At 51.2% G+C, this 24967-nt stretch carries 20 protein-coding genes; 14 read left to right on the top strand and 6 right to left on the bottom strand.

From position 1 onward, the window contains the following. Window positions 1–106: 106 nt before the first annotated feature. Entirely contained in the window at window positions 107–1930 is a 1824-nt protein-coding gene (locus AB2U10_RS18620) for a tetratricopeptide repeat-containing sensor histidine kinase (protein WP_367916595.1), read from the bottom strand. Between AB2U10_RS18620 and AB2U10_RS18615 the strand changes: the two genes are divergently transcribed. The 7 genes from AB2U10_RS18615 (at window position 1924) to AB2U10_RS18585 (ending at window position 9406) form a co-directional block, all read left to right on the top strand. Further along, window positions 1924–2886 carry a phosphotransferase gene (locus AB2U10_RS18615; protein ID WP_367916594.1) on the top strand — a complete coding sequence of 321 codons (963 nt, stop codon included), beginning with the start codon at window positions 1924–1926 and terminating at the stop codon, window positions 2884–2886. The genes AB2U10_RS18620 and AB2U10_RS18615 overlap by 7 nt on opposite strands. Continuing rightward, window positions 2879–3808 carry a T3SS effector HopA1 family protein gene (locus AB2U10_RS18610; protein WP_367916593.1) on the top strand — a complete coding sequence of 310 codons (930 nt, stop codon included), beginning with the start codon at window positions 2879–2881 and terminating at the stop codon, window positions 3806–3808. Before AB2U10_RS18615 ends, AB2U10_RS18610 begins: the two co-directional genes overlap by 8 nt. A 409-nt stretch (window positions 3809–4217) precedes the next feature. Further along, window positions 4218–4433, top strand: coding sequence for a hypothetical protein (locus tag AB2U10_RS18605; RefSeq protein WP_367916592.1), 216 nt, complete (start codon window positions 4218–4220; stop codon window positions 4431–4433). A 72-nt stretch (window positions 4434–4505) separates the two neighbouring features. Next, window positions 4506–5084, top strand: a complete 579-nt coding sequence (locus AB2U10_RS18600; protein ID WP_367916591.1) for a hypothetical protein — start codon at window positions 4506–4508, stop codon at window positions 5082–5084. A gap of 6 nt (window positions 5085–5090) precedes the next feature. Beyond that, window positions 5091–5681 carry an HD domain-containing protein gene (locus tag AB2U10_RS18595; RefSeq protein ID WP_367916590.1) on the top strand — a complete coding sequence of 197 codons (591 nt, stop codon included), beginning with the start codon at window positions 5091–5093 and terminating at the stop codon, window positions 5679–5681. After that, complete coding sequence (locus tag AB2U10_RS18590) at window positions 5672–6547, top strand: YitT family protein (protein ID WP_367916589.1); 876 nt, start codon at window positions 5672–5674, stop codon at window positions 6545–6547. The genes AB2U10_RS18595 and AB2U10_RS18590 overlap by 10 nt, the downstream gene beginning before the upstream one ends. A 90-nt stretch (window positions 6548–6637) precedes the next feature. Next, a complete protein-coding gene (locus AB2U10_RS18585; RefSeq protein WP_367916588.1) occupies window positions 6638–9406 on the top strand; it encodes a family 78 glycoside hydrolase catalytic domain in 2769 nt (922 codons plus the stop codon). Window positions 9407–9610: 204 nt separating this feature from the next. Here AB2U10_RS18585 and hemJ read toward each other — a convergent pair whose 3' ends face one another. After that, complete coding sequence (gene hemJ / locus AB2U10_RS18580; RefSeq protein WP_367916587.1) at window positions 9611–10159, bottom strand: protoporphyrinogen oxidase HemJ; 549 nt, start codon at window positions 10157–10159, stop codon at window positions 9611–9613. Between the two features lie 176 nt (window positions 10160–10335). Between hemJ and AB2U10_RS18575 the strand changes: the two genes are divergently transcribed. Together AB2U10_RS18575 and trxB are read left to right on the top strand one after the other, a co-directional pair. Further along, the gene (locus AB2U10_RS18575) at window positions 10336–12210 is read left to right on the top strand and encodes an OmpA family protein (RefSeq protein WP_367916586.1); all 1875 of its coding nucleotides are present in this window, start codon (window positions 10336–10338) and stop codon (window positions 12208–12210) included. A 69-nt stretch (window positions 12211–12279) separates the two neighbouring features. Then, window positions 12280–13221: a thioredoxin-disulfide reductase gene (trxB, locus tag AB2U10_RS18570; protein ID WP_367916585.1), complete on the top strand. Its 942-nt coding sequence runs from the start codon at window positions 12280–12282 to the stop codon at window positions 13219–13221. 22 nt (window positions 13222–13243) lie between these two features. On the opposite strand, the gene miaA is transcribed toward trxB, so the two are convergent. Then, the gene (gene miaA / locus AB2U10_RS18565) at window positions 13244–14125 is read right to left on the bottom strand and encodes a tRNA (adenosine(37)-N6)-dimethylallyltransferase MiaA (RefSeq protein ID WP_367916584.1); all 882 of its coding nucleotides are present in this window, start codon (window positions 14123–14125) and stop codon (window positions 13244–13246) included. Continuing rightward, window positions 14104–14796 carry a hypothetical protein gene (locus tag AB2U10_RS18560; protein WP_367916583.1) on the bottom strand — a complete coding sequence of 231 codons (693 nt, stop codon included), beginning with the start codon at window positions 14794–14796 and terminating at the stop codon, window positions 14104–14106. Before AB2U10_RS18560 ends, miaA begins: the two co-directional genes overlap by 22 nt. Before the next feature lie 113 nt (window positions 14797–14909). On the opposite strand from AB2U10_RS18560, the gene AB2U10_RS18555 reads away from it, so the two are divergent. Next, the gene (locus tag AB2U10_RS18555) at window positions 14910–15536 is read left to right on the top strand and encodes a hypothetical protein (protein WP_367916582.1); all 627 of its coding nucleotides are present in this window, start codon (window positions 14910–14912) and stop codon (window positions 15534–15536) included. 161 nt (window positions 15537–15697) lie between these two features. After that, window positions 15698–16210 carry a DUF8685 domain-containing protein gene (locus AB2U10_RS18550; RefSeq protein ID WP_367916581.1) on the top strand — a complete coding sequence of 171 codons (513 nt, stop codon included), beginning with the start codon at window positions 15698–15700 and terminating at the stop codon, window positions 16208–16210. Window positions 16211–16229: 19 nt separating this feature from the next. Here the strand turns inward: AB2U10_RS18550 and AB2U10_RS18545 are convergent, their stop codons facing one another. Further along, the gene (locus AB2U10_RS18545; protein ID WP_367916580.1) at window positions 16230–17741 is read right to left on the bottom strand and encodes a malate:quinone oxidoreductase; all 1512 of its coding nucleotides are present in this window, start codon (window positions 17739–17741) and stop codon (window positions 16230–16232) included. A gap of 293 nt (window positions 17742–18034) precedes the next feature. Between AB2U10_RS18545 and AB2U10_RS18540 the strand changes: the two genes are divergently transcribed. After that, a complete protein-coding gene (locus AB2U10_RS18540; protein ID WP_367916579.1) occupies window positions 18035–20566 on the top strand; it encodes a M14 family metallopeptidase in 2532 nt (843 codons plus the stop codon). 80 nt (window positions 20567–20646) lie between these two features. Here AB2U10_RS18540 and AB2U10_RS18535 read toward each other — a convergent pair whose 3' ends face one another. Further along, complete coding sequence (locus AB2U10_RS18535; RefSeq protein ID WP_367916578.1) at window positions 20647–21936, bottom strand: OmpA family protein; 1290 nt, start codon at window positions 21934–21936, stop codon at window positions 20647–20649. Window positions 21937–22152: 216 nt separating this feature from the next. Between AB2U10_RS18535 and pyrG the strand changes: the two genes are divergently transcribed. Both pyrG and AB2U10_RS18525 read left to right on the top strand, forming a co-directional pair. Further along, a complete protein-coding gene (gene pyrG / locus AB2U10_RS18530; RefSeq protein WP_367916577.1) occupies window positions 22153–23784 on the top strand; it encodes a CTP synthase in 1632 nt (543 codons plus the stop codon). Next, window positions 23781–24755 carry a YhdH/YhfP family quinone oxidoreductase gene (locus AB2U10_RS18525; protein WP_367916576.1) on the top strand — a complete coding sequence of 325 codons (975 nt, stop codon included), beginning with the start codon at window positions 23781–23783 and terminating at the stop codon, window positions 24753–24755. Before pyrG ends, AB2U10_RS18525 begins: the two co-directional genes overlap by 4 nt. Window positions 24756–24967: the final 212 nt, after the last annotated feature.

Genomic DNA, 24967 nt, shown 5'->3' with positions numbered 1-24967 from the left:
GGCCCTTGACAACAACATAGTATCCCATCAGCAAAATCTCTGGCTAGCATTTCTTTAAAAAAACAAAATCGGCTGTCAAAAAATTATTCAACAACCGATTTCAATTCTATTTACTGAATATCCCTATTTTTGCCCTGATCAGGAGAGCCCGGTCTTCTATGTTTTTCATTCCCTTTCCCTCGCGGTTTTCGATGTAGGGGTTGCCGGGTGTGTCTTCGTGGTATTGAATACATGCTCCCGAAGCGCCCGTAGACTCGGCTACCAGCAATACTTCGTGTCCACGTGAGTGCTTCAGGGTATTGGTGGTCAGCTCCATCAGGATATGGTAAATTTCAAATTCCTTTTTTCTTTCCAGGCCGTTGTAGGAAGAAAAATCAGCCCTGAATTTTATCTTGCCCGAACCGTTTACGTTATCCAGCAAACGGACCGTAGCGCCGGCCAGCCCGTTCTCTTCAAACTCTTCCGGCAGCATGTTGTGCGAAATTTCCCTGACAGCCCGGTAGCTCCTGTCAATCAGCTCCCTGATCTGCCCGTATTTCCTGTCAAACTCCGCCCGGTCTGTTTCCGATTCCAGGTTACCGTACAGCCACTTCAGCGCCACCAGCTGGCTTCCCAGGTTATCGTGCAGCTCTGCCGCCACTCTTTTCCTTTCTATGGTCTGTCCTTTTACAATAGACTCTACCAGCTCATTGTTCAGCCGCACGAGGTCGCGGTTCATGGCATCCAGCTCACGGGTCTTTTCGATTACGCGTTGTTCCAGCTTCCGGTTAAAACCGGCAAGCTCTTCGTTCTTTTCCTGTATCATCTGCTGTTGACGGCTGATCTTTTTCCGGCTCCGGTAAAGCAGCACAAACAGCAGTGAAAGCACCAGCAGAAACCCCACCAGCATGTACTGTAGCCGCTCCTGCAGCTGAATTCTTTCCGACTGCCGCAGATTCTGTTCTTTCACGATGGAATTCTCGTACTCCATACGTACCGCCTGTTCGGCTTTCTCCTGCTCTATTTTGTAATTTTTATCTTTCACTTCCATGAAAACCTCGTGAAAGTACAGCGCTTTTTCCCGGTTGCCTTCGGCTTTGTAGATCTTGTAGATCAGCTCAGAGACCGACAACAGGACGGTATCAAAATTATTTTTTCTCGACAGCTCAAAAGCCTGCAGGCCATACCGTTTGGCGGCTTCGGTTTTCCCGTCCCACCGGAAATAGAGATCGGCCAGCGAATAGTAGATGGTAACCAGCAGCTTCAGGTCATCCGGGGAGGTACCGGCGAGCTCAAGCGATTTCAGAAGGTACTTTTCCGCCTCGGGGTATTCTTTCAGGTACGTATAGCAGATCCCGATCTCTTCGTAGGCATTGGCTACGCCCTGCTCCGGGAGAGCCTGCTCAAGCCGGGCCCGGTTATTTTCATAGATTTCCAGGGCTTCGCGGTACCGGCCTGCCCTCCGGAGGTTATTGGCCTTGTTGTTTAAAGCTATTGCATATTCTTTGAACGCTCCCGGCTGCTCTTTCAAATAGCGGATGGCCTTATCGTAATACAACACAGCCGTTTCCGGCTTGTTCAGGCGCGAATAGCTGTCGGCTATACCCCGGTAAGCTCCACTCACCCGCAGCGAATCTCCCAAAGCCCTGGCCACAGCCAGCGACTGCAGGTAATAATTGAGCGCCAGCGGATGCGTGCCTTTCATGACATGGCATACGCCCAGGTAGCTCAGTATTTCCCAGCGCTCCACATCGTTGACAGATTTGAGCTTCAAACTTTTCCCGAAGTATGCAATTGCCGAATCAGGCATGCCTGCACGGTAATATTTCCTGCCTATTTCATTCAGGATACGTATCTTTACCGTATCTTGAACAGCTGAACGGTACAGCACCTTCAACGAATCGGTTTCTGAGGCGGATACACCCCGGGAAGCCAGCAGGCAAAATGACACAAGAACTGATTTTAACCAAAGAGAATGTTGGTTTCTACCTCTTCCTGAGGGGGTTCCTGGACATACACGAGTTTTCAAAAGAGTTTTATACGGTTAAGGTTCTTCTGGCAAGAAACCTGAGCTTTCAACTGACTCATAAAAATGGGAAAAAGTTCTTTATTAAACAACTTTGCCATGGAGGGGAATACGACAAGGCCGCTTTTTCTTTTGAAATGGCCTTTTACGAGGCCAGCGTTTCCCACCCCGGCTTTACACCGGTAGCACCGCTCCTGCCCCGCCTGTATCACTATGATCCGGTATATTCCATAGCGGTTTCAGAGCTGCTGCAAGGCTACCGGCCCGTTGACCTGGTGGCCGGGCACCGGCCTGAAACAGCTGCAGCCCTTGCCCGGATCGGGCGCATCCCCGTACATGCTGCCACCAATGACCAGCGGCCGCCCCTGATGCATCGCAGCGAGTGGAAAAACAACGGGAAAATCACGCAGTACATTCTCCGGAACAGCAGCCTGCAGGCGGCGATCCTTGGGCTCAACGACGTGTGGGATCCCCTGAACATCCTCCATAACGACCTCAAGCCGGGGAATATCCTGGTGAATAAGCGGGGAGAGATCAAAATAATCGACTGGGAGAAAATGTCAACCGGCGACGCGCTCTGGGATCTCGCCGCTCTCATTTGCTATGCTCTCCCGTCCGGCAGCTCAGCTTATCCCCTCCCGGTAGCGCTCAGGAGCTACATAGCAGACCAGTCCGGGCCGCTGCAATTGCTTACCGCTGCCTACCGGGAAGAATGGAAAGAGCAGGATGCCCGCCGCCTGGTGCAATATACAGGCCTGAAAATGCTTACCATCCTGGCTGAAAACGGGCGTACACCCGGTGAGGGCGAGCTGCGGCTGGCAACCGACCTGCTGCTGGCACCCGACAGATACCTTAACTTCCTGTTTAAAAATTATGCATGATATTCTCAGCCATATTGCAGACGCTCTCCAGGTTACAGGGTCTGGCCAGATCATTTTCAATGACCGGCCGTTGCTCAACTTCATGGCGTTCGGCTCCCACAGCCCGGAAGAAGACAAAGCCCTCCTTCAGCAGCAGCTTACCCGGCTTCTCTACGAGCAGTTTTACCGGTTTCATGCGCCCAAGGACGAAGAAGACCGCTGTTTCCTGGAGGAGCTGAAAAAGAATAACCTGTCGCGCAACCGCATCCGTAAAGGCTATACCCTGGAAATAACGCAGGAAGTTCCCTATACCGCATCAAGAGGCAGCCACCGCCTGAAGCTTGAGCCGGGCATGTACCTGCTTCCCGGCGGTAAGAAAACCGGGGATGAGGCCTGGGTGTATTTTCCGAAAGAAAGGGTGGAAGAAACCTTTTACTATGCCTACAGTGCTGCACCCGTTGCCTTTTTCCACGAAGCTGTTCTCCGGTTTTATTTTAATACGGGCATAGCCGGCAGCCTCCGCCTGATGAATTACCTGACCGGCAGCCTCAACCGGGCCCGGGTGCCTTTTGTTATCAAATGTGTATACGAAACCCGGCATATCCACCGTACCGATCCTTTTGTGCTGTATACCGATTACCGCTTTCTCGGACCGGTCTGTGCGCTTATCCGGAGCCTCCCGGATGACGTCTTCCCCTATCCTTCCGTACCGTTATTCACCCGGGTCCTGCGGCCGGGAGTAGGCTTTGCTGAAAACCCGTATGACCCCGAATTAAGCTTCGGCATGTCGCGCTGCACCCTGCTGGCCGAAGCCCTGATGCAGCCCCCTGCTCCCGGTAAAGACCGCCTGCAAATCCTTACTGACTTCCTGGAGAACAGGGGATATAATATCCCGCATTTTTTCCTCAATCCGGGCTCCAGCCTGATTTATCCCTTCCTTTGAATCGATTTTATACTGTCAAGACAGTATATTTCTTCTAAAAAATACCCCAAAATGGGTATTTTACAAGGCCCCAAACTCCCGTAACTTTGCGGTGAGCAAATTAATCAACCTCTGAAATAGCTATAATCTAAACCTCCGCACATCGCAGAGGAATTTTCCGGGGGAAGACGGGCTTAGAACAACCCGGAACATTTTGCCGCACCGGAAACAGAATGGCTATTTCCATACACTTTGAATCAGCAAACAGGTTGCTGGTTCTGCAAGGTTGCCACTATTAAATTCCAATTATACCGGAGTACCGGACCCCCTCTTCCTCTGCGCTGGTAGATCCACGCGGGTTGCTCCAGGGAGCACCCCTCTCCTCCGGGAGAGGGGGATGGGGGGAAAATCTTCAATAACCTGCATGGATATGAAACGAATCATTACTTTTACATTCGGATGGGATATCTGTAGTAAGTCCGGTTACCTGACCCTGCTGGATGAAGACGGCGCCCGTTACGCATTCCGCAACCTGGAAGCCGGCGAGCTGCAGATGCTGGCCGGAAACTTCCACCGTTTCCCCGCATTTATTGATCAGAACCACTGGATTCTCTGGGGAACGGCCGAACCGGAAACCCATAACTGATTTTTTAACCCTGCTTCGCATTTTGCGTATTGAATACCAATACGTATTTTTGACAAATAATTTATTTGCAACATGAAAAAGGCAATTTTCTGTCTTGTACTGCTGACGGCCGGCTGCGATACCGCCCAAAATACAGATACCGATATCGACGATTTATCTTCACTTACCGACAGCACGGCTGCGCTCAACGACAATTTTCCGGCAGATGATGACTTTGCTCCTTACGGGAAAGCCAAGGCAGAAGAGCTTTCGGCTAACCGGAAAAAAGAGCTGGAGGCCATCCTTAGTGCAAGGGGGATAAATGCCGGAGACGTGCCGGCCCTGGTCATCGCCATCCGCAATGCCATAGGCTTTAACGAATGGGATGTGGTGGAAGAAGGTGAAGATACCCAGGCCACAGGTACCAATAAAGAACCCGTTATCCTGACCTCCCTTATTTTCGGACCTTTTGACGGCAACGGCAGAGGCTACAGCGTGATGGCCATTACCGGTAACCGGATTTACCTCTCGGAAGATCACTGGGAAAACAGCGGGATTGATTCGGCTTACAATATCCAGATGGCGGCCGACAAAAAGATAGAAGTTACCGAAACGGGTATCTCCATTACCTCACCGGCAAAAGGAAAGATGCAGCTGAAAAATATCCGGTAGTGGGTTATGAACTATGCTGCCCTGGAAAAAGACATCATGGAACGGCTCTCCGGGGAGCTTCCGTCTCACCTGTACTACCACAATACGGCGCATGTGCGTGATGTGATCCGGGCGGTAGAAGAAATTGCTGCGGGAGAAGGCATAGCAGGCAATGAGCTCACCCTGCTTAAAACGGCCGCCCTGTTTCATGACACCGGCTTCCTGTTTGCTGCCGAAGGCCACGAAGAACGTTCCTGCCGGCTGGCGGAAGAATACCTGCCCCGGTACGGGTACCCGGATGCGGCCATTCGCGAAATCAAAAAGATGATCCTGGCTACCCGCCTCCCCCAGCATGCAGAAACCCCGGCTGAGAAAATTCTGGCCGATGCAGATTTGGATTATTTGGGAAGAGATGATTTCTTTACGGTAGGAAACCGGCTCTTCCGGGAGCTTCTTCATTCCGGTGCGGTAAAAACGGAAGAAGAATGGAATGCGCTCCAGGTAAAATTCCTGGAAAACCATCGTTATTTTACCGGAACCTCCCGAAAAAACAGGGATGCAAAAAAAGCGGAGAACCTGCTGAAGATCAAATCAAAATTAACCAAAACATGTCTTTAAAGCACCAAGGCCCTTTATTTACCGTCTCTGACGTTATTTTCCTGATTCTCAGTGTGCTTTCGGCCAGCTTTGCCCTTAAAAGTTTCCTCGTGCCCAACCACTTTCTTGACGGCGGGGTAACCGGTATATCTATATTGCTTTACGAAATTTACGGCTGGGACCTCGGCGTGGTGCTCATCCTGCTGAACGTACCCTTTATCCTGCTTTCTCTTTATAAGGTAGGCCGGAACTTTGCCATCAGGAGCACGCTGACCGTGGTGCTGATTGCGCTCACCATGCAGTTTGTGGAATTCCCTGAGCTTACCCACGACAAGCTGCTGGTGGCCATGTTCGGCGGTTTCTTTATGGGTATTGCCGTAGGACTGGGTATGCGGGGCGGCGGTACATTTGACGGCATGGAAGTATTGGTGCTGATGACCACCAAAAAAAGCAGCTTCTCAATTACCGAGGTCATCCTGGGCATGAATATCGTTATCTTTATTATTGCTGCCATCTTTATGAAGGTGGAAACGGCTTTGTATGCCATACTGACCTACATCATTGCCGGCCAGACCACTACATATGTCATTGAAGGCATTGAAGCCTACACGGGTGTAACCATTGTATCCGGCGAAAGCGAGGCCATCAAAAAAGCCCTGGTGATGGAGCTTGACCGCGGTATTACCATCTATAAGGGCGAAAGAGGATTTATGAAAGATTCTTTCGCCAAAAGCACCGAAGCAGACATTATCTTTACCGTGGTCACCCGCCTCGAAGTGCGGCGCCTGAAAGATACCGTTTACGATATAGACCCCAAGGCCTTTATCTTTACCCAAACGGTTCGCGAACCGCAGGGCGGCATTGTCAAGCAGATCGTAAAACACTGATTTCATTTAACAACAACCTTAAGCTACCGCTCAGAATACCATAATGACGGTACTGCCGGCGAATAAAGCTGAAAGCGAAAATTTATACCGATGAAAAAAATACTCTTCCTTTTCCTGACCTGCTTCTCTGTTTCTGCCCAAACCGTAGAAAATCTCAGGACCGAATATGCAGAAAACCCGCTCGGCATAGATGTGACCACCCCCCGGTTCTCCTGGCAGCTGAACAGCCCGGCCCGCGACAGCCGGCAAACGGCTTATCAGGTATTGGTTTCCGATAAAGAAGAAACATTGGCCAAAAACCAGGGAAATATCTGGAACTCGGGCGTGGTGAAGACCGGTCAGAGCACCTGGATTGACTACAAAGGCCAGGTGCTCAAGTCAGGTACACGGTATTACTGGAAAGTAAGGGTCTGGAATGAGAAGAATAAAGTATTCAGCCAGGCGGCCTGGTTTGAAACGGGCCTGTTAAAGAAAGAAGACTGGCAGGCACACTGGATCGGCATGAAAGCTACTGAAGGCAAACCGCCGAAATCGGTAGAGCTCCAAAAAGAATTCCCGGTAAAGAAACGGGTAGTTAAAGCCAGGATCTATGCCACCGGGCTCGGTGCCTATCACCTCAGCTTTAACGGGTCAAAAGTAGGCCATGAAGTGCTGACTCCCGGCTGGACCCACTACCTCAAAACCCTGCATTACCAGACCTACGAGATCCCGGCAGAAGAGGTGACTTCCGGCACCAATTTTATCACCGTTACCCTGGGCAATGCCTGGTGGAGCAGCGGCCTGGGCTGGGGCGGCGGCAAGTTCTCGTATAGCCAGGGGCCCTGCCGGCTGCTGTTCCGGATGGAGCTGGAGTTTTACGACGGTACAAAGCAGGTTATCGTTTCAGATGACACCTGGCAGGCCAGGCTCTCGCCCCTTGTTTCGAACACCCTTTATGACGGCGAGGTGTACGATGCCCGCCTTGAAAACAGCAATAACTGGGTGAAGGCCTCGCTGCTCGATACGGAATCGAATACCACCACCCTTTTCAGTGACCAGCCGGGGCCTAACAAGGCAGAAGAGGCAGACATCTTCAGTACGGCAGCCCTCCGGCTGACAGCGTCGCCCTCTCCGCCGGTACGGATAACGGAGGAGCTTCATCCGGTAGCCATCACCGAACCGAAGAAGGGCCGTTACGTGCTTGATTTCGGGCAAAACGTGGTAGGCTTTGTACACCTGAAAGCCGAAGGCAAAGCCGGCAAAGAGCTCACCATGAAGTTTGCCGAGCTGCTGACCGACAAGGGCCTGGCCGACCAGGCCAACCTGCGCAGCATCAGGCCTACGGATAAATACATTTTTAAAGGTTACGGTACAGAAGAATGGGAGCCCCGGTTCACTTACCACGGGTTCCGGTACGTAGAAGTGGAAGGGCTCTCCAAAAAGCCGGATACGCATACTTTTACGGCAAAGGTGATTCATTCTGACCTCCCGGCGGCCGGCAGCTTTGCCTGCAGCGAAGACCTCCTCAACAAGATTTACGCCATCACCGTACGGAGCCTGAAGGGCAACCTGATGGATGTACCTACCGACTGCCCGCAACGCGACGAGCGCCTTGGCTGGATGGGCGATGCCCAGATCTTTACCCCCACGGCTTCCTACAGTATGAATACGAATGCATTTTTTGCCAAATGGGAGCGGGATATTGCAGACGGGCAGCACTCTTCGGGATACGTTTATGACGTAAATCCCAAAATAGTAGTGGGCGGTCCGTCTAAGCCGGCCTGGGGTGACGCCGTAGTCATTGTACCCTACCAGATGTACCGTTTTTACGGCGACAAACGCATCCTGGAAGAGAACTATGCTGCCATGCAGGCCTGGGTAGAATACATGAACAACCACCCTTCAACCCGGCAGTACGGCATTTACCACTTCCAGAGCGGTGAAGGCGACAAGGCCTGGTATGGCTATGGTGACTGGGTACCGGTAGAGGCCTCGCCTTCCAAGCCTATCGGCGGTGCCTACCAGTTTTACTCCAACCGGCTGCTGTCGGAAATAGCGGGTATCCTGAAAAAGAAGCCGGATGCTGAAAAATATGCCGCTATTGCGGCAAAAACCGCTGCCCGGTACAATGAATTGTATTACGATAAAGGTACGGACAACTACCTGGGCGGGACCCAGGCAGCCAACCTGATCCCGCTGAGCCTGGGAATTGCCACTGAAAAAACAGCTGTAGCGGAAAATATCACGAAAAATGTTATTGAAAAAGGCAATCACCTGAGCACCGGCTTTATTGCCACACAAATGCTGCTACCGGCCCTTAGCGAAGCGGGCCAGCACGAGCTGGCCTACAAAGTGGCTACGCAACGCACGTATCCTTCCTGGGGATATATGATCGACAACGGTGCCACCACCATGTGGGAGTTATGGAATTCTGACAAAGAAAAGCCGGAGGGGATGAACTCCCGGAACCATTTTGCTTACGGCTCACTGGGCGAATGGTTTTATGAATACCTGGCCGGAATACGGCGCGATCCGGCCAGCGAGGGCTTTAAGCACTTCCTGCTGGCCCCGATGCCCGCCGGCAACCTGCAATGGGCAGAAGCGTCTTACCTTTCTCCTTATGGGAAAATAAGCAGCCGCTGGGACAAAACCGCTGAAAAATTTACCCTGAAGTGCACCGTTCCCGCCAACAGCACCGCCCGCGTGCAGCTGCCGCTGGAAGGGAAAACCGCCCCGGTGATCAAAGAATCCGGGAAAGTGGTATTTGATGGAAAGGCGGCATCCAAAACAAAAATACAGGGTGTAACTTTTGTCAAAAAAGAGGGAAATACGGCGGTGCTGGAGGTGCTGAGCGGGACGTATACTTTTTCGGTGGAGTAAGTGCCGGAAAAAGGTTTCATTTTTTGAAAATTCGAATTTTCTTTTAGTATATTATGGTAATACTCAGCTAACATATACTTTCTGCAAAATGAATTTTTTAGTAGTAAAAAAAGGAACAAAAAGAGAAATAAATCTTATTTTAGACCTCGCCGGAAGAATGGGCCTGGATATGTACAGGGCTAAAGGATAATTCCCACACCCGTTTTACCGTTTAACCTTCTCCCGCCTCCTTTTATATGCCTTCACCAACCCGAACAACACCACCCCGAAAACCAGCACACCCGCAAAAAGCTTTGCAAAATCAATGAGGTTACGCATAACGGCCAGCAGAACAATGGCTACCAGGAAGAGCGTGGGCAACTCATTCAACAGGCGGTAATGCATGGAAGATTTCCGGTCTGTGCCCTGCTCCTGCAGGCGAATGATGTGGCGGCAGTAAAAATGGTAGGCCACCAGCAGGAAAAGCAAGGTTAATTTTACGTGCATCCATCCCTGTTGCAGCAGGGCCGGGTTAATGGTCAGCATAGAAAGGCCGCAAACCCAGGTAATGACCAGCGCAGGCGTGGCAATCATCTTATATACCCGCCATTGCATGAGAGTAAACTGCTTTTTCCAGTCGGCACGCAGCGCTTCCGGCTTATCGTCAGCTTCGGCATGGTATACAAACATCCTCACCAGGTAAAACAGCCCCGCAAACCACGATACAAATCCTACAATATGAAACGCTTTAAAATATCCGTAATACTCCTCCATAATTTTCCGTCAGCCGTACTATATTTGATGCTCAAAATTAATAGATTCCGGCGTCTTTCAGATGTATTTCCCGGTAGAATATACTTGACAGGCCGGCGGGACGTTTCTCATATGTATAAAATTTAAGCTGACAGCCAATTGCTCACAGCTATTTCATATAAAAACTTTTTATTCTTATGGCGCGACAGGTTTGGGTACTTCTTTTCCTCTTCCTGGCTTTTACACCCGCTTTTACACAGGATAAAAGAGCCTTGCTCTACCTCGATCAGGGAGAAAAAGAATTCAGGCTCCGGAAGTACAACGAAGCCCTCGCCAATTTTGAACGGTACTTTCTGCGCGACAGCACCAGCCAGCTGGCGTATTACCGGACCGCCCAGATCTACGAGTCGTTCCGTAACACGGCCAAAGCCGTGGAATTCTACCAGAAAACCATTCGTTTTGATACTGCCGGGGTAAATTACCCGGTAGCATATATGTACCTGGGGGCCCGCTTACTGGAAGCCAGCCGGTACGAAGAGGCCCGGAAATACCTGTCGACCGCCCTTGAAAATACCAATAAAAATGCCCTGGCATACCAGCAGATCCAGAAGCAGATACGCCGGGCCGATATGAGCATAAAAGCCATGGCCAACCCGCTGAATATCCGCCCGGAGAAGCTGACGGCCACGGTCAATGCGCGGCAGAAACAATATTTCCCGGTACTTACGGCCGACGGCAATACCCTTATTTTTACCGCTATCACGCGAAACGAAGACGAAGACCTGTATGTATCCCGCAAAGTCAACGGCAACTGGGAAACGCCTGCACCTATAGCGCAGAACATCAATACCCCGAACAACGAAGGCACGTGCAGCATTTCTGCCGACGGCAAGATCATGGTTTTTACTTCCTGTGAGGGCCGGAAGTCGTTCGGAAGCTGCGACCTGTTCATTACCCGCCGCGAAGGCGACACCTGGACCGAGCCTGAAAATATGGGCCCCTTTGTCAATTCGCCTTACTGGGATTCCCAGCCTTCCCTCTCTCCTGACGGCTCAAAGCTGTTTTTTTCTTCCGACCGCCCGTACGGCTTCGGGAAAAAAGACCTGTGGATGAGCACCATGGACGAAAACGGGAAATGGTCGCGGGCCGTTAACCTGGGCTCCAACATCAATACGCCCGAAAACGAAGTATCTCCGTTCGTGCATGCCAACGGTTCCTCGCTGTTTTACTCCTCTAACGGCCGGGAAGGCCTCGGTAATCACGATATCTACATGACCAGCATCCGGGAAAACTTCGGCGCAGAATCGGTTAACCTGGGCTACCCCATCAACACCGCCGGCGATGAATCGGGGCTTTTCATCTCGGCTGACGGCAAGTCGGCTCTCTATTCCAAGCAGGAAGGAGACCAGACCTTTATATACGAGTTCCAGGTGCCGCAGGAGCTGGCCTCGCAGTTTGACCGGATCTACTACATCAAAGGATATATCAAAGACAGCAAAACCCAGAAGCCCCTCTATTCTACCGTTGAGCTGGTCAACAGCCGTACCGGTGAACGGGTATCGCGTTTCCTTTCTGACCCGGTAACCGGCGATTACATGTCGGTGCTGCCTGAAGAAGGCCAGTACATCATGTATATTGAAACGCCCGGTTATTTTTTCAAAAGCCTGAAGTTTGATTTCAAGCAGGGGAACGAAAACAAGGAGCTGGACATCCATCTCACCAAAATAGAGAAGGAGACAAAGGAAACCCTGGACAATATCTTTTTTGACACCGGCTCGGCCCGGCTGCGCAGCGAATCGGACATTGAACTTAAAAAGCTCACCGAAATGCTGAACCTTAACCCCAGGCTAAGCGTGGAGATTTCGGGCCATACCGATGATGTGGGCAACGACAAAGACAACCTGGAGCTGTCGAACCGCCGGGCAGCGGCCGTAGTGGAGTATCTCAAAGGGAAGGGAATATCGGCTGACCGCCTGGTAGCCAAAGGGTACGGCGAAAGCCAGCCCAAAGTCAAAAACGACTCCGAAGCCAACCGCCAGCTGAACCGCAGAATAGAACTAAAGGTACTCTGAGCTTTTTTCTTCAGAATTTACGAACTTTGCGGCCTCAAAAATCCTTTTCTTTATAGAACAAACTATCAAATGACTCAAGAACACGCAGAAGTTTTAATATTAGGTTCCGGCCCTGCCGGATACACCGCAGCCATTTATGCTGCCAGAGCAGGACTTAAGCCCGTTATGTACCAGGGAATGCAGCCCGGCGGGCAGCTGACCATCACCAATGACGTAGAGAACTTTCCGGGCTATCCTGACGGCATACAGGGACCGGCCATGATGGAAGACCTGAGAAAACAGGCGGAAAGATTCGGGCTCGACAACCGGTTCGGACTGGCCACAGCCGTAGACTTTTCTACCCCGCTGGCCCATAAGGTGATCATTGATGAAAATAAGGAAATCATTGCCAAAACCGTGATCATTGCTACCGGCGCCTCGGCCAAATGGCTGGGACTGGAGTCGGAAACCCGCCTGAACGGCCTGGGCGTTTCGGCCTGTGCCGTATGCGACGGTTTCTTTTACCGGGGCAAAGAGGTTGCCATTGTAGGTGCCGGAGATACCGCCTGCGAAGAGGCTCATTACCTCTCCAAGCTTTGTAAAAAAGTAACCATGCTGGTCAGAAGAGACGAATTCAGGGCCTCACAGATCATGCAGGAAAGGGTCAAAAATACACCTAACATTGAGATTCTATTCAACACCGAAACCCTGGAGGTATTGGGAAGCGACGGCGTGACCGGCGTACGGGTAAAAAATAACGTTAGCGGTGAAGAATCGGTGATCGATGTTCACGGCTTTTTTGTAGCTATAGGCCACCAGCCGAATACAGGGATTTTTTCCGGTTACCTCAACATGGACGAAACCGGTTATATCCTGGTGGAAAAAGGAACTTCCAAAACCAATGTACCGGGGGTTTTTGCCTGCGGCGATGCCCAGGATAACGTGTACCGCCAGGCCATTACGGCAGCCGGTACCGGGTGTATGGCGGCATTGGACGCGGAACGCTACCTGGCCGCCTCCGGGAGCCATTGAGCTACACGTAATAGCGCGGTTCTTACCTGCGCTCCATTATATACTCTGCTTTTTCCTCCGGAGAAAGCTCAAAAGGGATCCAGTCAATAGCGATCCCTTTTTTTTGCATACTCCTGAAAAAAGTCATCTGCCGTTTGGCATACCGGTGAATCTCGGTTTCCAGCCGGGCATACATTTCATCGTAGCGCAAAAGGCCCTGTAGAAAGGCGGTAATGTACTTATATTCCAGGCCGTAATAGTCCAGCACCTCAGCACTGACCCCGGCGGCCATGAGTCCTTCCACCTCCGCTATCATGCCCTCCTGCTGTATCCGCTGCTGCAGGCGCCGCGAGATCCGGGCCCGTCTTATCTCAACCGGTGGGTCGAGCCCGAACAGGCTGAAATCATACTTTTCCCGTTCAGGGAAAATCATATCCGGATGTGCCTTTCTGAATGCCGCTATCTCCAGTGCTCGGATCTTCCGCTTGCGGGTAGAGGGCAGGCCGGCATCCAGCCGCCGGTCAAGCTCGGCCTCGGGCAGTGCCTCCAGCTCCTGCCGCAGCATTGTATTCTCCGGGATATACGTATCTGAAAAGCCCTGCACCAGGCTTTGAATATAAAGGCCGGTGCCGCCGCAGACCACAACCTGATGGCCTTTAGCCCGTATTTTTTCCACTGCCTGCTGAAAATCGTCCTGGAAACGCGCCAGGTTATATTTTTCACCGGCGTCAACGATATCGATCAGGTGATACGGAACTGCGCCGTACTCGTTCAGGTCTTTGCCCGTTCCCACGTTCATGCCCCGGTACACCTGGCGTGAGTCGGCTGAAATGATCTCCGCCTCTATACGCCCGGCCAGCGCCACGGCCAGTGAAGTCTTGCCGGAGGCCGTGGGGCCCAGGATTACGGGGATTGCTTCTTCCATATCATTTTTATGCTTCCCTGGTTGATTACATCGTAGTGCGGGCCTTCAGCCGGTGAACGCCTGCCCTTTTCATCTACCGTATACCCGATGGGCGGCAGCTCACCGGCAGCCTCAAACCCCAGCGCTTCATAGGTGCCGCCGGAATACCATTCCCGGTCTACATACGTCATAATGGAATCGGGGTCTTTCTCCCGGATAAAACAATGCAGCAGGCGGGAAAAGCCCCCCTGCACATGGTAATTACAGCGAACGGCAAACCGGATGAGCTCGTACGAGCGCGTGCCGTCACGGAACAAACGCGGCCCGGAGAAGGTCATCACGGCCATGAGCAGATCGGTACCGGCCGGTGGTTTTTTCAATACCCTGAAATATTTTCCGGGAAGGAACAACCCGTATTTGATCTTCGAAACCGTGCTTCCCTGGAGGTGATTCTCTTCCAGGAAGGCATCGGCCACGGGCCGGGAAATACGCTGTATATAGCACAAACGGCCGGGCACCCGCTCCAGCAAACCCAGCTTCGACAGCACCCGTGAACGCACGATCTCCTGCCTGAACCGCCACTGGTCTTCCCACACTACTATATGGCCGGCCGGCGGCACCTCCCCTTTCCGACAGCTGGCAAACTTTATATCGGTTTCAAAACCGGCTATCCACTCCTCGAAACTAATCAACCGCTATTTTTTACTATACAACAAAATTTTTTTTAAAGCTATACGTTAGAAATCAAAAAACGAAGATAATTTGCATATAAAAATACATTGCTTTAAACGTAAAACCCTGAATCATGAGAACAGCGCTTATAGCCGTTTTTTCATTTGTTTCACTGACCACTTTTGCTCAATCCGACTACCTGAAGTACCAGAAGATTGAGGCAGATGAATATTACCAGGCCGGCCGGTACTGGGATGCCTTCTTTTTGTACAGAAACCTCGCCAAAACACCCGATTACCAGGGGGATTATAGTATTGAAAATCAGATAAAAAACAGCTCACGGGCCATGTTTCACTGGAAAAAGACCGAAGACTACCGGGCTTTCCAGCAATACGAAACCGCCAAAAACCATATGAAAGAGCTGCTGACGCTGAACCCCTATGACCCCAACCGGGGCCTGCTGCCTGTTCTTACCCTGGAAATGGCCAACCAGATGAAGCGCCGCGCCATTGCCAGCCGTACCGAAGAAGGTGCCGCCGACTACCTCAACAAGGCCCTGAATTACTACAACCTGGCCCTTGACGAGGGGCTGAAAGATGAAATGGTCTTTTCGTTCATCCGCCAGGTAGAAGGCGCCCTGGAGAAAAACCCGTATGCCTCCAAAGTACGGCAGCCTACCACTTACGACATCAATTACCAGAAAGACAAAGCAGAGAAAGCCCGCACGATAGAGATTCTTAACCAGCAGAATAACCAGTAAAGGAAGTGAAAAGTTAAAAGTTAAAAACTAAAAGTTAAGGTACATTGCATTTACACACAGTGTATTTTAACTGCGGCGATGGTCATTCCGCAACTTATCACTTTTAACTTTTATCTTTTACCCATTTTCCCTTTCTTTGCGTCCCTAATCAATCAAATTACATGGAAATTCTGGGAATCGGTTCAAGAGTAAGGCATCCGGAGTACGGCGACGGAGTAGTGATCAGCGTGCGGTCAGAGGGGTATGAGATCACCTTTATAGCCGGCGGTACAAGAAGGGTAAAAACAGATACCGCCCTGGAAGTGATAGAAAGCGTGCCCCTCAGCAATGACCTGGTGAGCCTTGCTGATGTGGAAAGGACCCTCGGCAAAGTACTGCAGAAGTGGATGGATGCCACTGAGATAGTTCCGCTGGCGGAAAAATGGACCGGTGGTAAGATGATCCTCGAACCCGGTAAGCCCGGGATGGCCTCCAAGGAAATCCCGGTGGAAGCCTTCTTCCATAAAATAGTGATGATGCGGGACAAACTGCGCGTGCTGGAGCAAAAAGTAAACGCTTCAGATCTCAGCGATGAAGCCAAAGTAGATATCCAGCAGTATATTTCGAGATGCTACGGCAGCATGACCACCTTCAATATTCTTTTCAAAAACGTAGAGCAGCAGTTTAAAAGCTAAAGCTGCTGCTTCCCGTTACTCAGGCGGTTTTTGCAATAGGTGCCGGTTCAATGCCCAGCAATTCTGCCGTGGCCAGGTGTTCAGCCCTAAACAGGGCCACATCATTCAGAAGCGACTTTCCGTACGAAGGGATCATTTCTTCCAAACGCGGTTTCCAGGCTTCTGTTTTGTCGGGGAAGCACCGGCTGATCAGCTCCAGCATAATCGCTACGGCCGTTGAGGCCCCTGGAGAAGCCCCCAAAAGGGCCGCCATGCTGCCATCGGCCGAATTCACGATCTCCGTACCGAATTCCAGGATCCCGCCTTCCTTTTTATCTTTTTTGATGACCTGAACCCGCTGTCCGGCAACCTCCAGCTCCCAGTCTTCCGACTGCGCATTGGGCAGGTATTCTCTCAGGGCGTCCACCTTCTCTTCCTGTGACTGGCTCACCTGGTTGATCAGGTATTTGGTCAGGTCCATGTTATCCAGGCCCACCCTGATCATCGGTAAAATATTGTGGGTATTGATAGAACCGGGCAGGTCAAGCAGCGATCCGTTTTTCAGGAAACGCGTGGAAAAACCGGCATATGGCCCGAAGAGCAAGGCACGCTCTCCGTCAATAAACCGGGTATCCAGGTGCGGTACAGACATAGGCGGTGCTCCCACGGCCGCTTTCCCGTATACTTTGGCATCGTGCCGGCTGATCACTTCTTTGTTGGTGCACCGCAGCCACTGTCCGCCCACCGGGAAGCCCCCGTAGGCTTTGCCTTCGGGTATGCCTGATTTTTCGAGCAGGGGCAGTGAGCCGCCGCCGGCACCAATAAACACAAAACCGGCATGAAATTCGGTCTTGCTGTCGGTGGTCAGGTTTTTCGCTACTATCTTCCATTTCCCGTCTTCCATACGGGTAAGATCTTTTACCTCGTGGGCCAGCTTGAGCACCACCCCTTTTTCAAACATGAGGTATTTGAGCATCTTACGGGTCAGTGTTCCGAAGTTCACATCGGTGCCCCATTCGGCCCGGGTAGCCGCTACCGGTTCGTTCTCGTCGCGCCCTTCCATAATGAGGGGGGCCCATTTCCTGATTCTTTCGGCATCATCGGTAAATTTCATCCCCTCAAAGAAATGATATTGCCGCAGGGCCTCGTACCGTTTTTTCAGGAAACCGGTATTCTTTTCACCAAACACAAAGCTCATGTGCGGAATGGTATGAATAAACTCTTCCGGAGCCTCTATCAGGCCTTTTTTGACCAGGTAAGCCCAGTATTGCCGGGAAGTCTCAAACTGTTCAAAGATTTTCACCGCCTTTGTGCAATCCACGGTCCCGTCTTCTTTTTCGGGCGTGTAATTCAGCTCACACAAAGCGCTGTGACCTGTACCTGCATTATTCCAGGCATCGGAGCTCTCTGCTGCGGGAGCATCCAGCCTTTCCAGGATATGGATGGAGATATCCGGGTTCAGTTCCTTCAGGATTGAAGCCAGGGTAGAGCTCATAATTCCGGCGCCGATCAGCACCACATCTGAATGTATTATCGGTTTTGAAACTGGCATTGGCATTCTGGTTTTTCCAGGGTAAAATTACACATGCTTATTGAGAAACATTCCAATTAGCCGGATAATCATTTGCTCCGATAAGGAAAAGTCAAGTTTATTCCTTTTTTATACTATTTCGGACCCGTTCTTCAGCCTTTTCCCGGCCGGAAGACGGGCAGGCCCGCAACGATCCGGAAACAGCACCCGATTCGACTTTACAATTCGGTCAATCGTCTACATCCCTTTTCTAAAACGGGCTTCTTTTCTTATTTTTCGAAAGCAATTAATTAACAAAGCCCAGTCAGTCCTATATGAAGAAGTTTTTCTTATTCCTCTTTTTTCTTTGCCTGCAGTTAAGCACCATGGCGCAGGTAAACCTGAAGTACTACCTGCCGGAGGGGCAGGCCTATGACAGCAAGATTCCTACCCCGAAAGAATTCCTGGGGTACGAAGTGGGCGAGCAGCACGCCACGCCCTATGAAGTACAGGCTTATTTTCGTGAGCTGGCCAGGCATTCTGACCGCATGAAAGTAGAAACCTACGGCCGCTCCTACGAAAACCGTGAGCTGCTGCTGGTGACCTTTACTTCACCTGCCAACCTGGCCCGCCTTGAAGACATCAAAGCCGAGCACAAAAAGCTCACCAACCCTGATCTTTCAAAAGGGTTAAAAATCAAAGACATGCCTGTAGTGATCTGGATGGGCTATTCGGTACACGGCAACGAAGCCAGTGCCATCAATGCATCGCTCCTGGCCGGTTATCACCTGGCCGCAGCCCAGGGACCTGAGATCGATGCTCTGCTCAAAGATGCGGTGATCCTGGTTGATCCCTGCCTGAACCCTGACGGTGGCACCCGGTTTTCTACCTGGGTCAACAGCAACAAAAGTCATACGCTGGTTTCTGACGGCAACAGCCGTGAATTTCGCGAAACCTGGCCCAATGGCCGTACCAACCACTACTGGTTTGACCTGAACCGCGACTGGCTGTACCAGCAGCTTCCGGAAAGCCGCGGAAGGCTGGTGAAGTTCTACGACTGGCGGCCCAATATCCTGACAGACCATCATGAAATGGGTACCAACTCCACGTTCTTCTTCCAGCCCGGCATACCGGCCAGAACGCACCCTTTAACGCCAAAGAGCAATATTGATCTTACTGCGAAAATAGGCACCTACCATGCCAAAGCCCTGGACAAGATAGGCTCGGCCTATTATACCAAAGAGAATTACGATGATTTTTACTACGGAAAAGGCTCTACCCTGCCCGATGTTAACGGTTCTATCGGTATCCTGTTTGAGCAGGCCTCTTCACGCGGGCATCTGCAGGAAAGCGTTAACGGGCTCCTGAGCTTCCCGTTTGCGGTAAGAAACCAGTTTGTGACTACCCTCTCTACCCTGCAGGCCGGTAAGGAGCTGAGAGAAGAGCTGCTGGCGCACCAGCGGGATTTTTACAGCCAGAAAGCCACCGGCGACATCAAAGCTTATGTGTTCGGAGGCAGCAATGACCCCGTAAGCACCTGGGAGATGGTGAACATGCTGAAAAGAAACCAGATCGATGTTTTCAGGTTAGCCAAAACCGAGAAAATCAATGGCCTTGACTTCAGCAGGGAAGATGGCTACGTGGTTCCGATGGACCAGCCCCAGCACCGCCTGATCACCTCGATGTTTGAGAAGAGAACCACTTTCCAGGACAGCGCCTTCTACGATATCTCGGCCTGGACCACCCCGCTGTGCATGAACGTGCCGTATGCGGAAGTAAAAGGAGCGGTGGGTGTCGGCCAGAAAGTAGAAGACAACCCGTTCCCGGCCGGTAAAGTGATCGGAACCAGTCCGCTGGCCTATCTTTACGAATGGGACAGCTACTTTGCGTCAAGAGCTGCCTATGAATTACTTTCCAAAGGATATACCTTAAAATACGCTACCGAACCCTTCACCGTGCTTATCGACGGCAAGGAAAAAGAATTCAGCTACGGTACCGTGCAGGTGATCGGTAAAGACGTACGCGGCCTGCTGGAAACCCTGGCTGCCCGTGACGGCATCACCTTCTACGCCCAGACAACGGGCCTGACCCAAAAAGGAATCAACCTGGGCAGTGAAAAATTCAAAATGATGCAAAAACCCCAGGTGCTGATGATCACCGGTGACGGCGTAGATGCCAACGATGCCGGTGAAGTATGGCACCTGCTGGATACAAGGGTGAACCTTCCGCTTACTTTTTCAGATATCAGCCAGGTGAACCGCATGGATTTAAGCCGGTACAGCCATATTGTACTGAATAACGGGCGGTATTTTGACCTGTCGGCCGAAAAGATCAAAAGCTACGTGGAAAGCGGCGGAACGCTGATTGCCCTGGGCGACGGCGCCACGTGGGCTTCCCGGAATAAAATCGGATCAGCCACCTTCAAAGCAGGCGTTTCTGCCGACACCAAAGGTAAAAAGCTTCCGTATGCAGAGCAGGCCAACATTAACGGGGCCATGTCTACTGCCGGAACCATCTTTGAAACGAAAATAGATATCTCTCACCCGCTTTGCTATGGTTATAAGCAATTGTACCTGCCCGTTTTCAAAGTGAACAATACGGTTTTTGAAGATACGCAGAATGCCTTCAACACCCCGGTGATGTTTACCGAGAATCCCCTGATGGCGGGATATGTGCATCCTAAAAACCTGGAGCGCATCCGCAAGAGCCCGGCAGTAGTAGCCCAGCGTGTAGGGGGCGGCCAGGTGATCAACTTCACCGATAACCCGAATTTCCGGGCCTTCTGGTACGGCACCAACAAGCTGTTCCTGAATGCTATTTTCTTCGGAAAGAGCATTGGCGGAGGAAGATTCGGAGAGGAGGAGTAAGATAGTGAACAGTGAATAACTAACAGTGAACAGTGAAATAGTTAAGGTACATTAATTCCTTCACTGTTAGTTGTTCACTGTTAGTTATTCACTATCTTATATTCCACTCTGCGGTTCCTGCTCCTGTTCTCTTCGGTGTCATTCGGCGATACGGGCCGGCTGCTGCCATAACCTTTAAAACGGATACGCTTGCCGTCGACCCCCTTTTCAACCAGGTACCGGCGTACGTTGAAGGCCCGTTCAAGAGAAAGCTTCTGGTTGGCCGCAGGATCGCCCTGGTTATCGGTGTGGCCTTCAACCTGGATTTTGAGATCAGGATGCGCGTTCAGGTAGGCGGCCAGGTTGTCCAGCTGCTCATACGATTCCTGCAGGATCACCGCCTGGCCCAGGTTAAAATATACTTTATCGAGCTTAAAGGCCGTAGCTTCTTCGTTCAGACGCTCCCCGATAGCAGCCGGAGGTGTGTCTTCTGTCACAGCAGGCTCTTCTTCAGCCGCCTCACGGGCATCCGGCTCTACGTAAATATCTTTTTCAAAACTGCCCGATTTCAGGAAAAGCCTGAGGTTAAGGGCCTCGGTGAGCGGTGCAAAGCCCGGAGCGGAAACATCGAAGCTGACCTCGTTTTCATTGACATAAAACTCGTATTTCCCGGTGCGGGAGGTCTGAAGCGAGTCGATCACTTCACCCGTACCTTTGCCCGAACAAATAATTTTGGCATTGATGGGCTCGCCCGTAGCGGCATTCAGGATACGGCCGTATACCCGGAAGTCTTCGGCTTTGAGCACCGGCTCTTCTACCGGTGAATCCGGAGCAGGTTTGCGGTCTTTCGGGTTGTTGATCTTTATGCCGTTAAAGTTCCAGTACTGAAAGGTGCCTTCCGCGTCTGCATCGTACTCGATCAGGTCTATTTTCTCAAACCCGGCCGGGATACGTTCAAAATATACCTTAAAGAAATACTTTTTCCCGGTTTCTACTTCCTGCCGTTCGGGAGAAACCGGTATGTTAACGGCTTTAATAAACTTAAACTGCCGGCCGTCAGGCAGCACTATCCGTGAGCCCGGCTGAAAGCTGATGGTCTGCCCCATGCTCATCCGGTCACGAAACATCTTCAGAGCCTGCCCGCGGTCCAGTCCCATATCTTTCAGCCGCCGTCCTATTTCCGGGTTCTCCTTCATGAACCGGTCGAAATCGCCTTCGTCTGACTTATCGTAAAACTGCATATGAAAGACGGTGTATTCCGACGTAATTTCTATTTTGTTGATGAATACATTTTTAGCCGATTTTCGTTCAACAGGCGGATTGGGCGTCACCTGGCTCACCGCCGGGTAAGCGAACAAAGCAGTAAAAACAAATAGCAAAAACCCTTTCATAAGTGTATTATATGGTGTTAAATCAAAAATTTAAACGATAAAATACAGAATTCCGGTGCCCGGTTCAGCGTTAAAAAATGTTAAAGCCGGCAAAAACCTTACTAACCAAAGGCTTAATGCGCCAACAGGCAATTTACTGTTTTTTTGAATAAAAATCTTGTTTCCAAACCTGAAAAAATGTGCTATCTTTGTATCCCGTAATCAATCATCATCGATATGCCATTGAGCGGGAAAAAAAGTAAGCCGAAGTATATTTTTGTGACCGGAGGAGTAGCTTCGTCGCTGGGAAAAGGCATCATAGCTTCATCATTAGCCAAACTATTACAATCACGCGGATTTTCTGTAACCATTCAAAAACTGGACCCCTACCTCAATGTAGACCCGGGCACGCTCAACCCGTATGAGCATGGGGAATGCTATGTTACCGAAGACGGTGCTGAAACCGACCTCGACCTGGGTCATTACGAGCGTTTCCTGAACATTCCCACCTCCCAGGCCAATAACGTTACCACCGGGCGGATTTACTATAATGTGCTGACCAGGGAACGTAAAGGCGATTTCCTGGGCAAAACCGTTCAGGTTATTCCCCACATTACCGATGAGATCAAAAGGCACATCCGCCAGCTGGGTGATACCGGGGCGTATGACATCATTATTACGGAGATCGGCGGCTGCGTGGGCGACATTGAGTCGCTGCCCTTTCTTGAAGCGGTACGCCAGCTGAAATGGGATCTGGGTGAGAAAAATATGCTGACCATTCATCTCACACTGGTGCCCTACCTGAAATCAGCCGGTGAGCTGAAGACCAAGCCTACACAGCACTCGGTAAAGATGCTGCAGGAGTCGGGTATTCAGCCCGATATCATTGTCTGCCGTACCGAACACCCGCTTCCGGCAGAGATCCGGAAGAAGATTGCCCTGTTCTGTAATGTGGAGGTTCCTTCGGTCATTGAGGCCATTGACGCCGATTCGATATACGAAGTTCCCGTACTGATGGCCCAGGAAAAGCTGGACCACCGGGTATTGTACATGCTGGATATCTATAACGGTACAGATTCTGACATGCGCAAATGGAACAGCTTCCTGAAAGTGCTCAAAAGCCCGGAATACGAGGTGAATATAGGCCTGGTGGGCAAGTATATCGAGCTAAAGGATGCCTATAAGTCTATAGTGGAGGCCTTTATTCATGGCGGGGTAATGAACAAATGCAAGGTAAACCTGAAGTGGATACACTCTGAAAAAATAGATGCTGATAACGTCAACGAACTGCTGGAAGGCCTTGACGGGGTGCTGGTGGCCCCGGGCTTCGGTGAACGCGGAATTGAGGGAAAAATAGCCACGGTAAGGTATGTAAGGGAAAATAAAATACCTTTCTTCGGAATATGCCTGGGCATGCAGATGGCCGTAATTGAATACGCCCGTAACGTAATAGGCTGGGGAGATGCCCATTCTACCGAAATGGAGACCAACACCACGCACCCGGTGATTGACCTGATGCACGACCAGCAGAATGTGGAGAACAAAGGCGGTACCATGCGACTGGGTGCCTATGCCTGTAAAATCCAGGATAAAACCCTGGCCCGCAGCATCTACGGCAAAAGCCGGATCAGCGAGCGGCACCGCCACCGCTGGGAGTTCAACAACGTATTTAAAGCTGATTTTGAGCAGAGCGGTATGGTGTTCAGCGGCACCAATCCTGACACCGGCCTGGCCGAGATTATCGAGCTGCCCGGGCATCCGTTCTTTGTGGGTGTACAGTTTCACCCCGAGCTGAAAAGTACGGTAATGAACCCGCATCCGCTGTTTGTGAGCTTTGTCAAAGCAGCGCTTCAACATAAAAATCAATGAGTTCTTTCAGGAGGTTATCGGTCTCTGTCTCTGCTTCGGGTGAAGTAACCCGGAAAATAGAAGAGACCGGCCCTGAAGAAGCAGGTACCAACGAATTGCTGATCAGGGTGGCGTACTCTTCCCTGAACTACAAAGATGCCCTTTCCGCTAACGGGAACAAGGGCATCTCCCGTTTTTATCCTCATACACCCGGCATTGATGCCGCCGGCACGGTGGTCCGCTCCTCCCACCCGGATTTTAAGGAAGGCAACAAGGTCATTGTCACGGGTTTTGACCTGGGCATGAATACCCGGGGCGGCTTTTCAGCGTATATCTCGGTGCCTGCGCATTGGGCAGTACCCCTGCCCGAAACCATGAGCCTGAAAGAGGCCATGATGCTGGGAACGGCCGGGCTTACAGCCGCCATGAGCATCGATAAAATCCTGAACTCCGATCTTACGCAGCTTCCTGTCATTGTCAGCGGAGCCACAGGCGGGGTAGGAAGCATTGCCTTACTCATTCTCAAAAAACTGGGTATCGAGACCGTGGCCTTCTCCCGGAGGCCCGAAACCACGGCCTACCTCCGGTCATTAGGGGCAAAAGAGGTCATTCATACCTGGGAAGAATCGCCCAAACCCCTGTTAAAAGCGCTGTTTTCTGCAGGCATAGACGTCGTAGGCGGATCTGTGCTTCAAAACATGCTGAAACACATTCAGCCTTACGGAGCGCTGGCCGCCTGCGGCATGGCCCTCTCCCCTGATTTCAGCACGTCTGTATTCCCGTTTATTCTTCGCGGACTGACCCTGTACGGCATAGAATCGGCAGAAGCCCCTATGGCCTGGCGTAAAACCCTGTGGGATAAACTGGCCGGCGAATGGAAGCCCGAAGGATTGGACGCTATCTGCCGCACGGTTTCACTGGAGGGCCTGGAGGAGGAGATACAACTGATGCTGGCGGGGAAAGCACGGGGGCGGGTAATTGTGAAACTTTAAATTTATTTTTTCAGAAAGTCGGCTATGGTCACAATTTTTGTGGAGCCATAATTTACCATATCAAGTAAGTCTTTATCCCCGGTAATTAGGGCCATTCAGAAAAAGCCCAACTTGTTCATTAAGAACTTGTTGGGCTTTTGATTATCTTTGTATATCACCCCGAATAATACGGTTGGAGCCAAAAATCGGGGTAACGAAACGGAAAAGATATG

The organism is Leadbetterella sp. DM7 (assembly GCF_040829825.2).
Taxonomy (GTDB): Bacteria; Bacteroidota; Bacteroidia; order Cytophagales; family Spirosomataceae; genus Leadbetterella.
The sequence above is the reverse complement of the archived record's forward strand: the minus strand, read 5'-3'. Positions and strand labels throughout refer to the sequence as shown.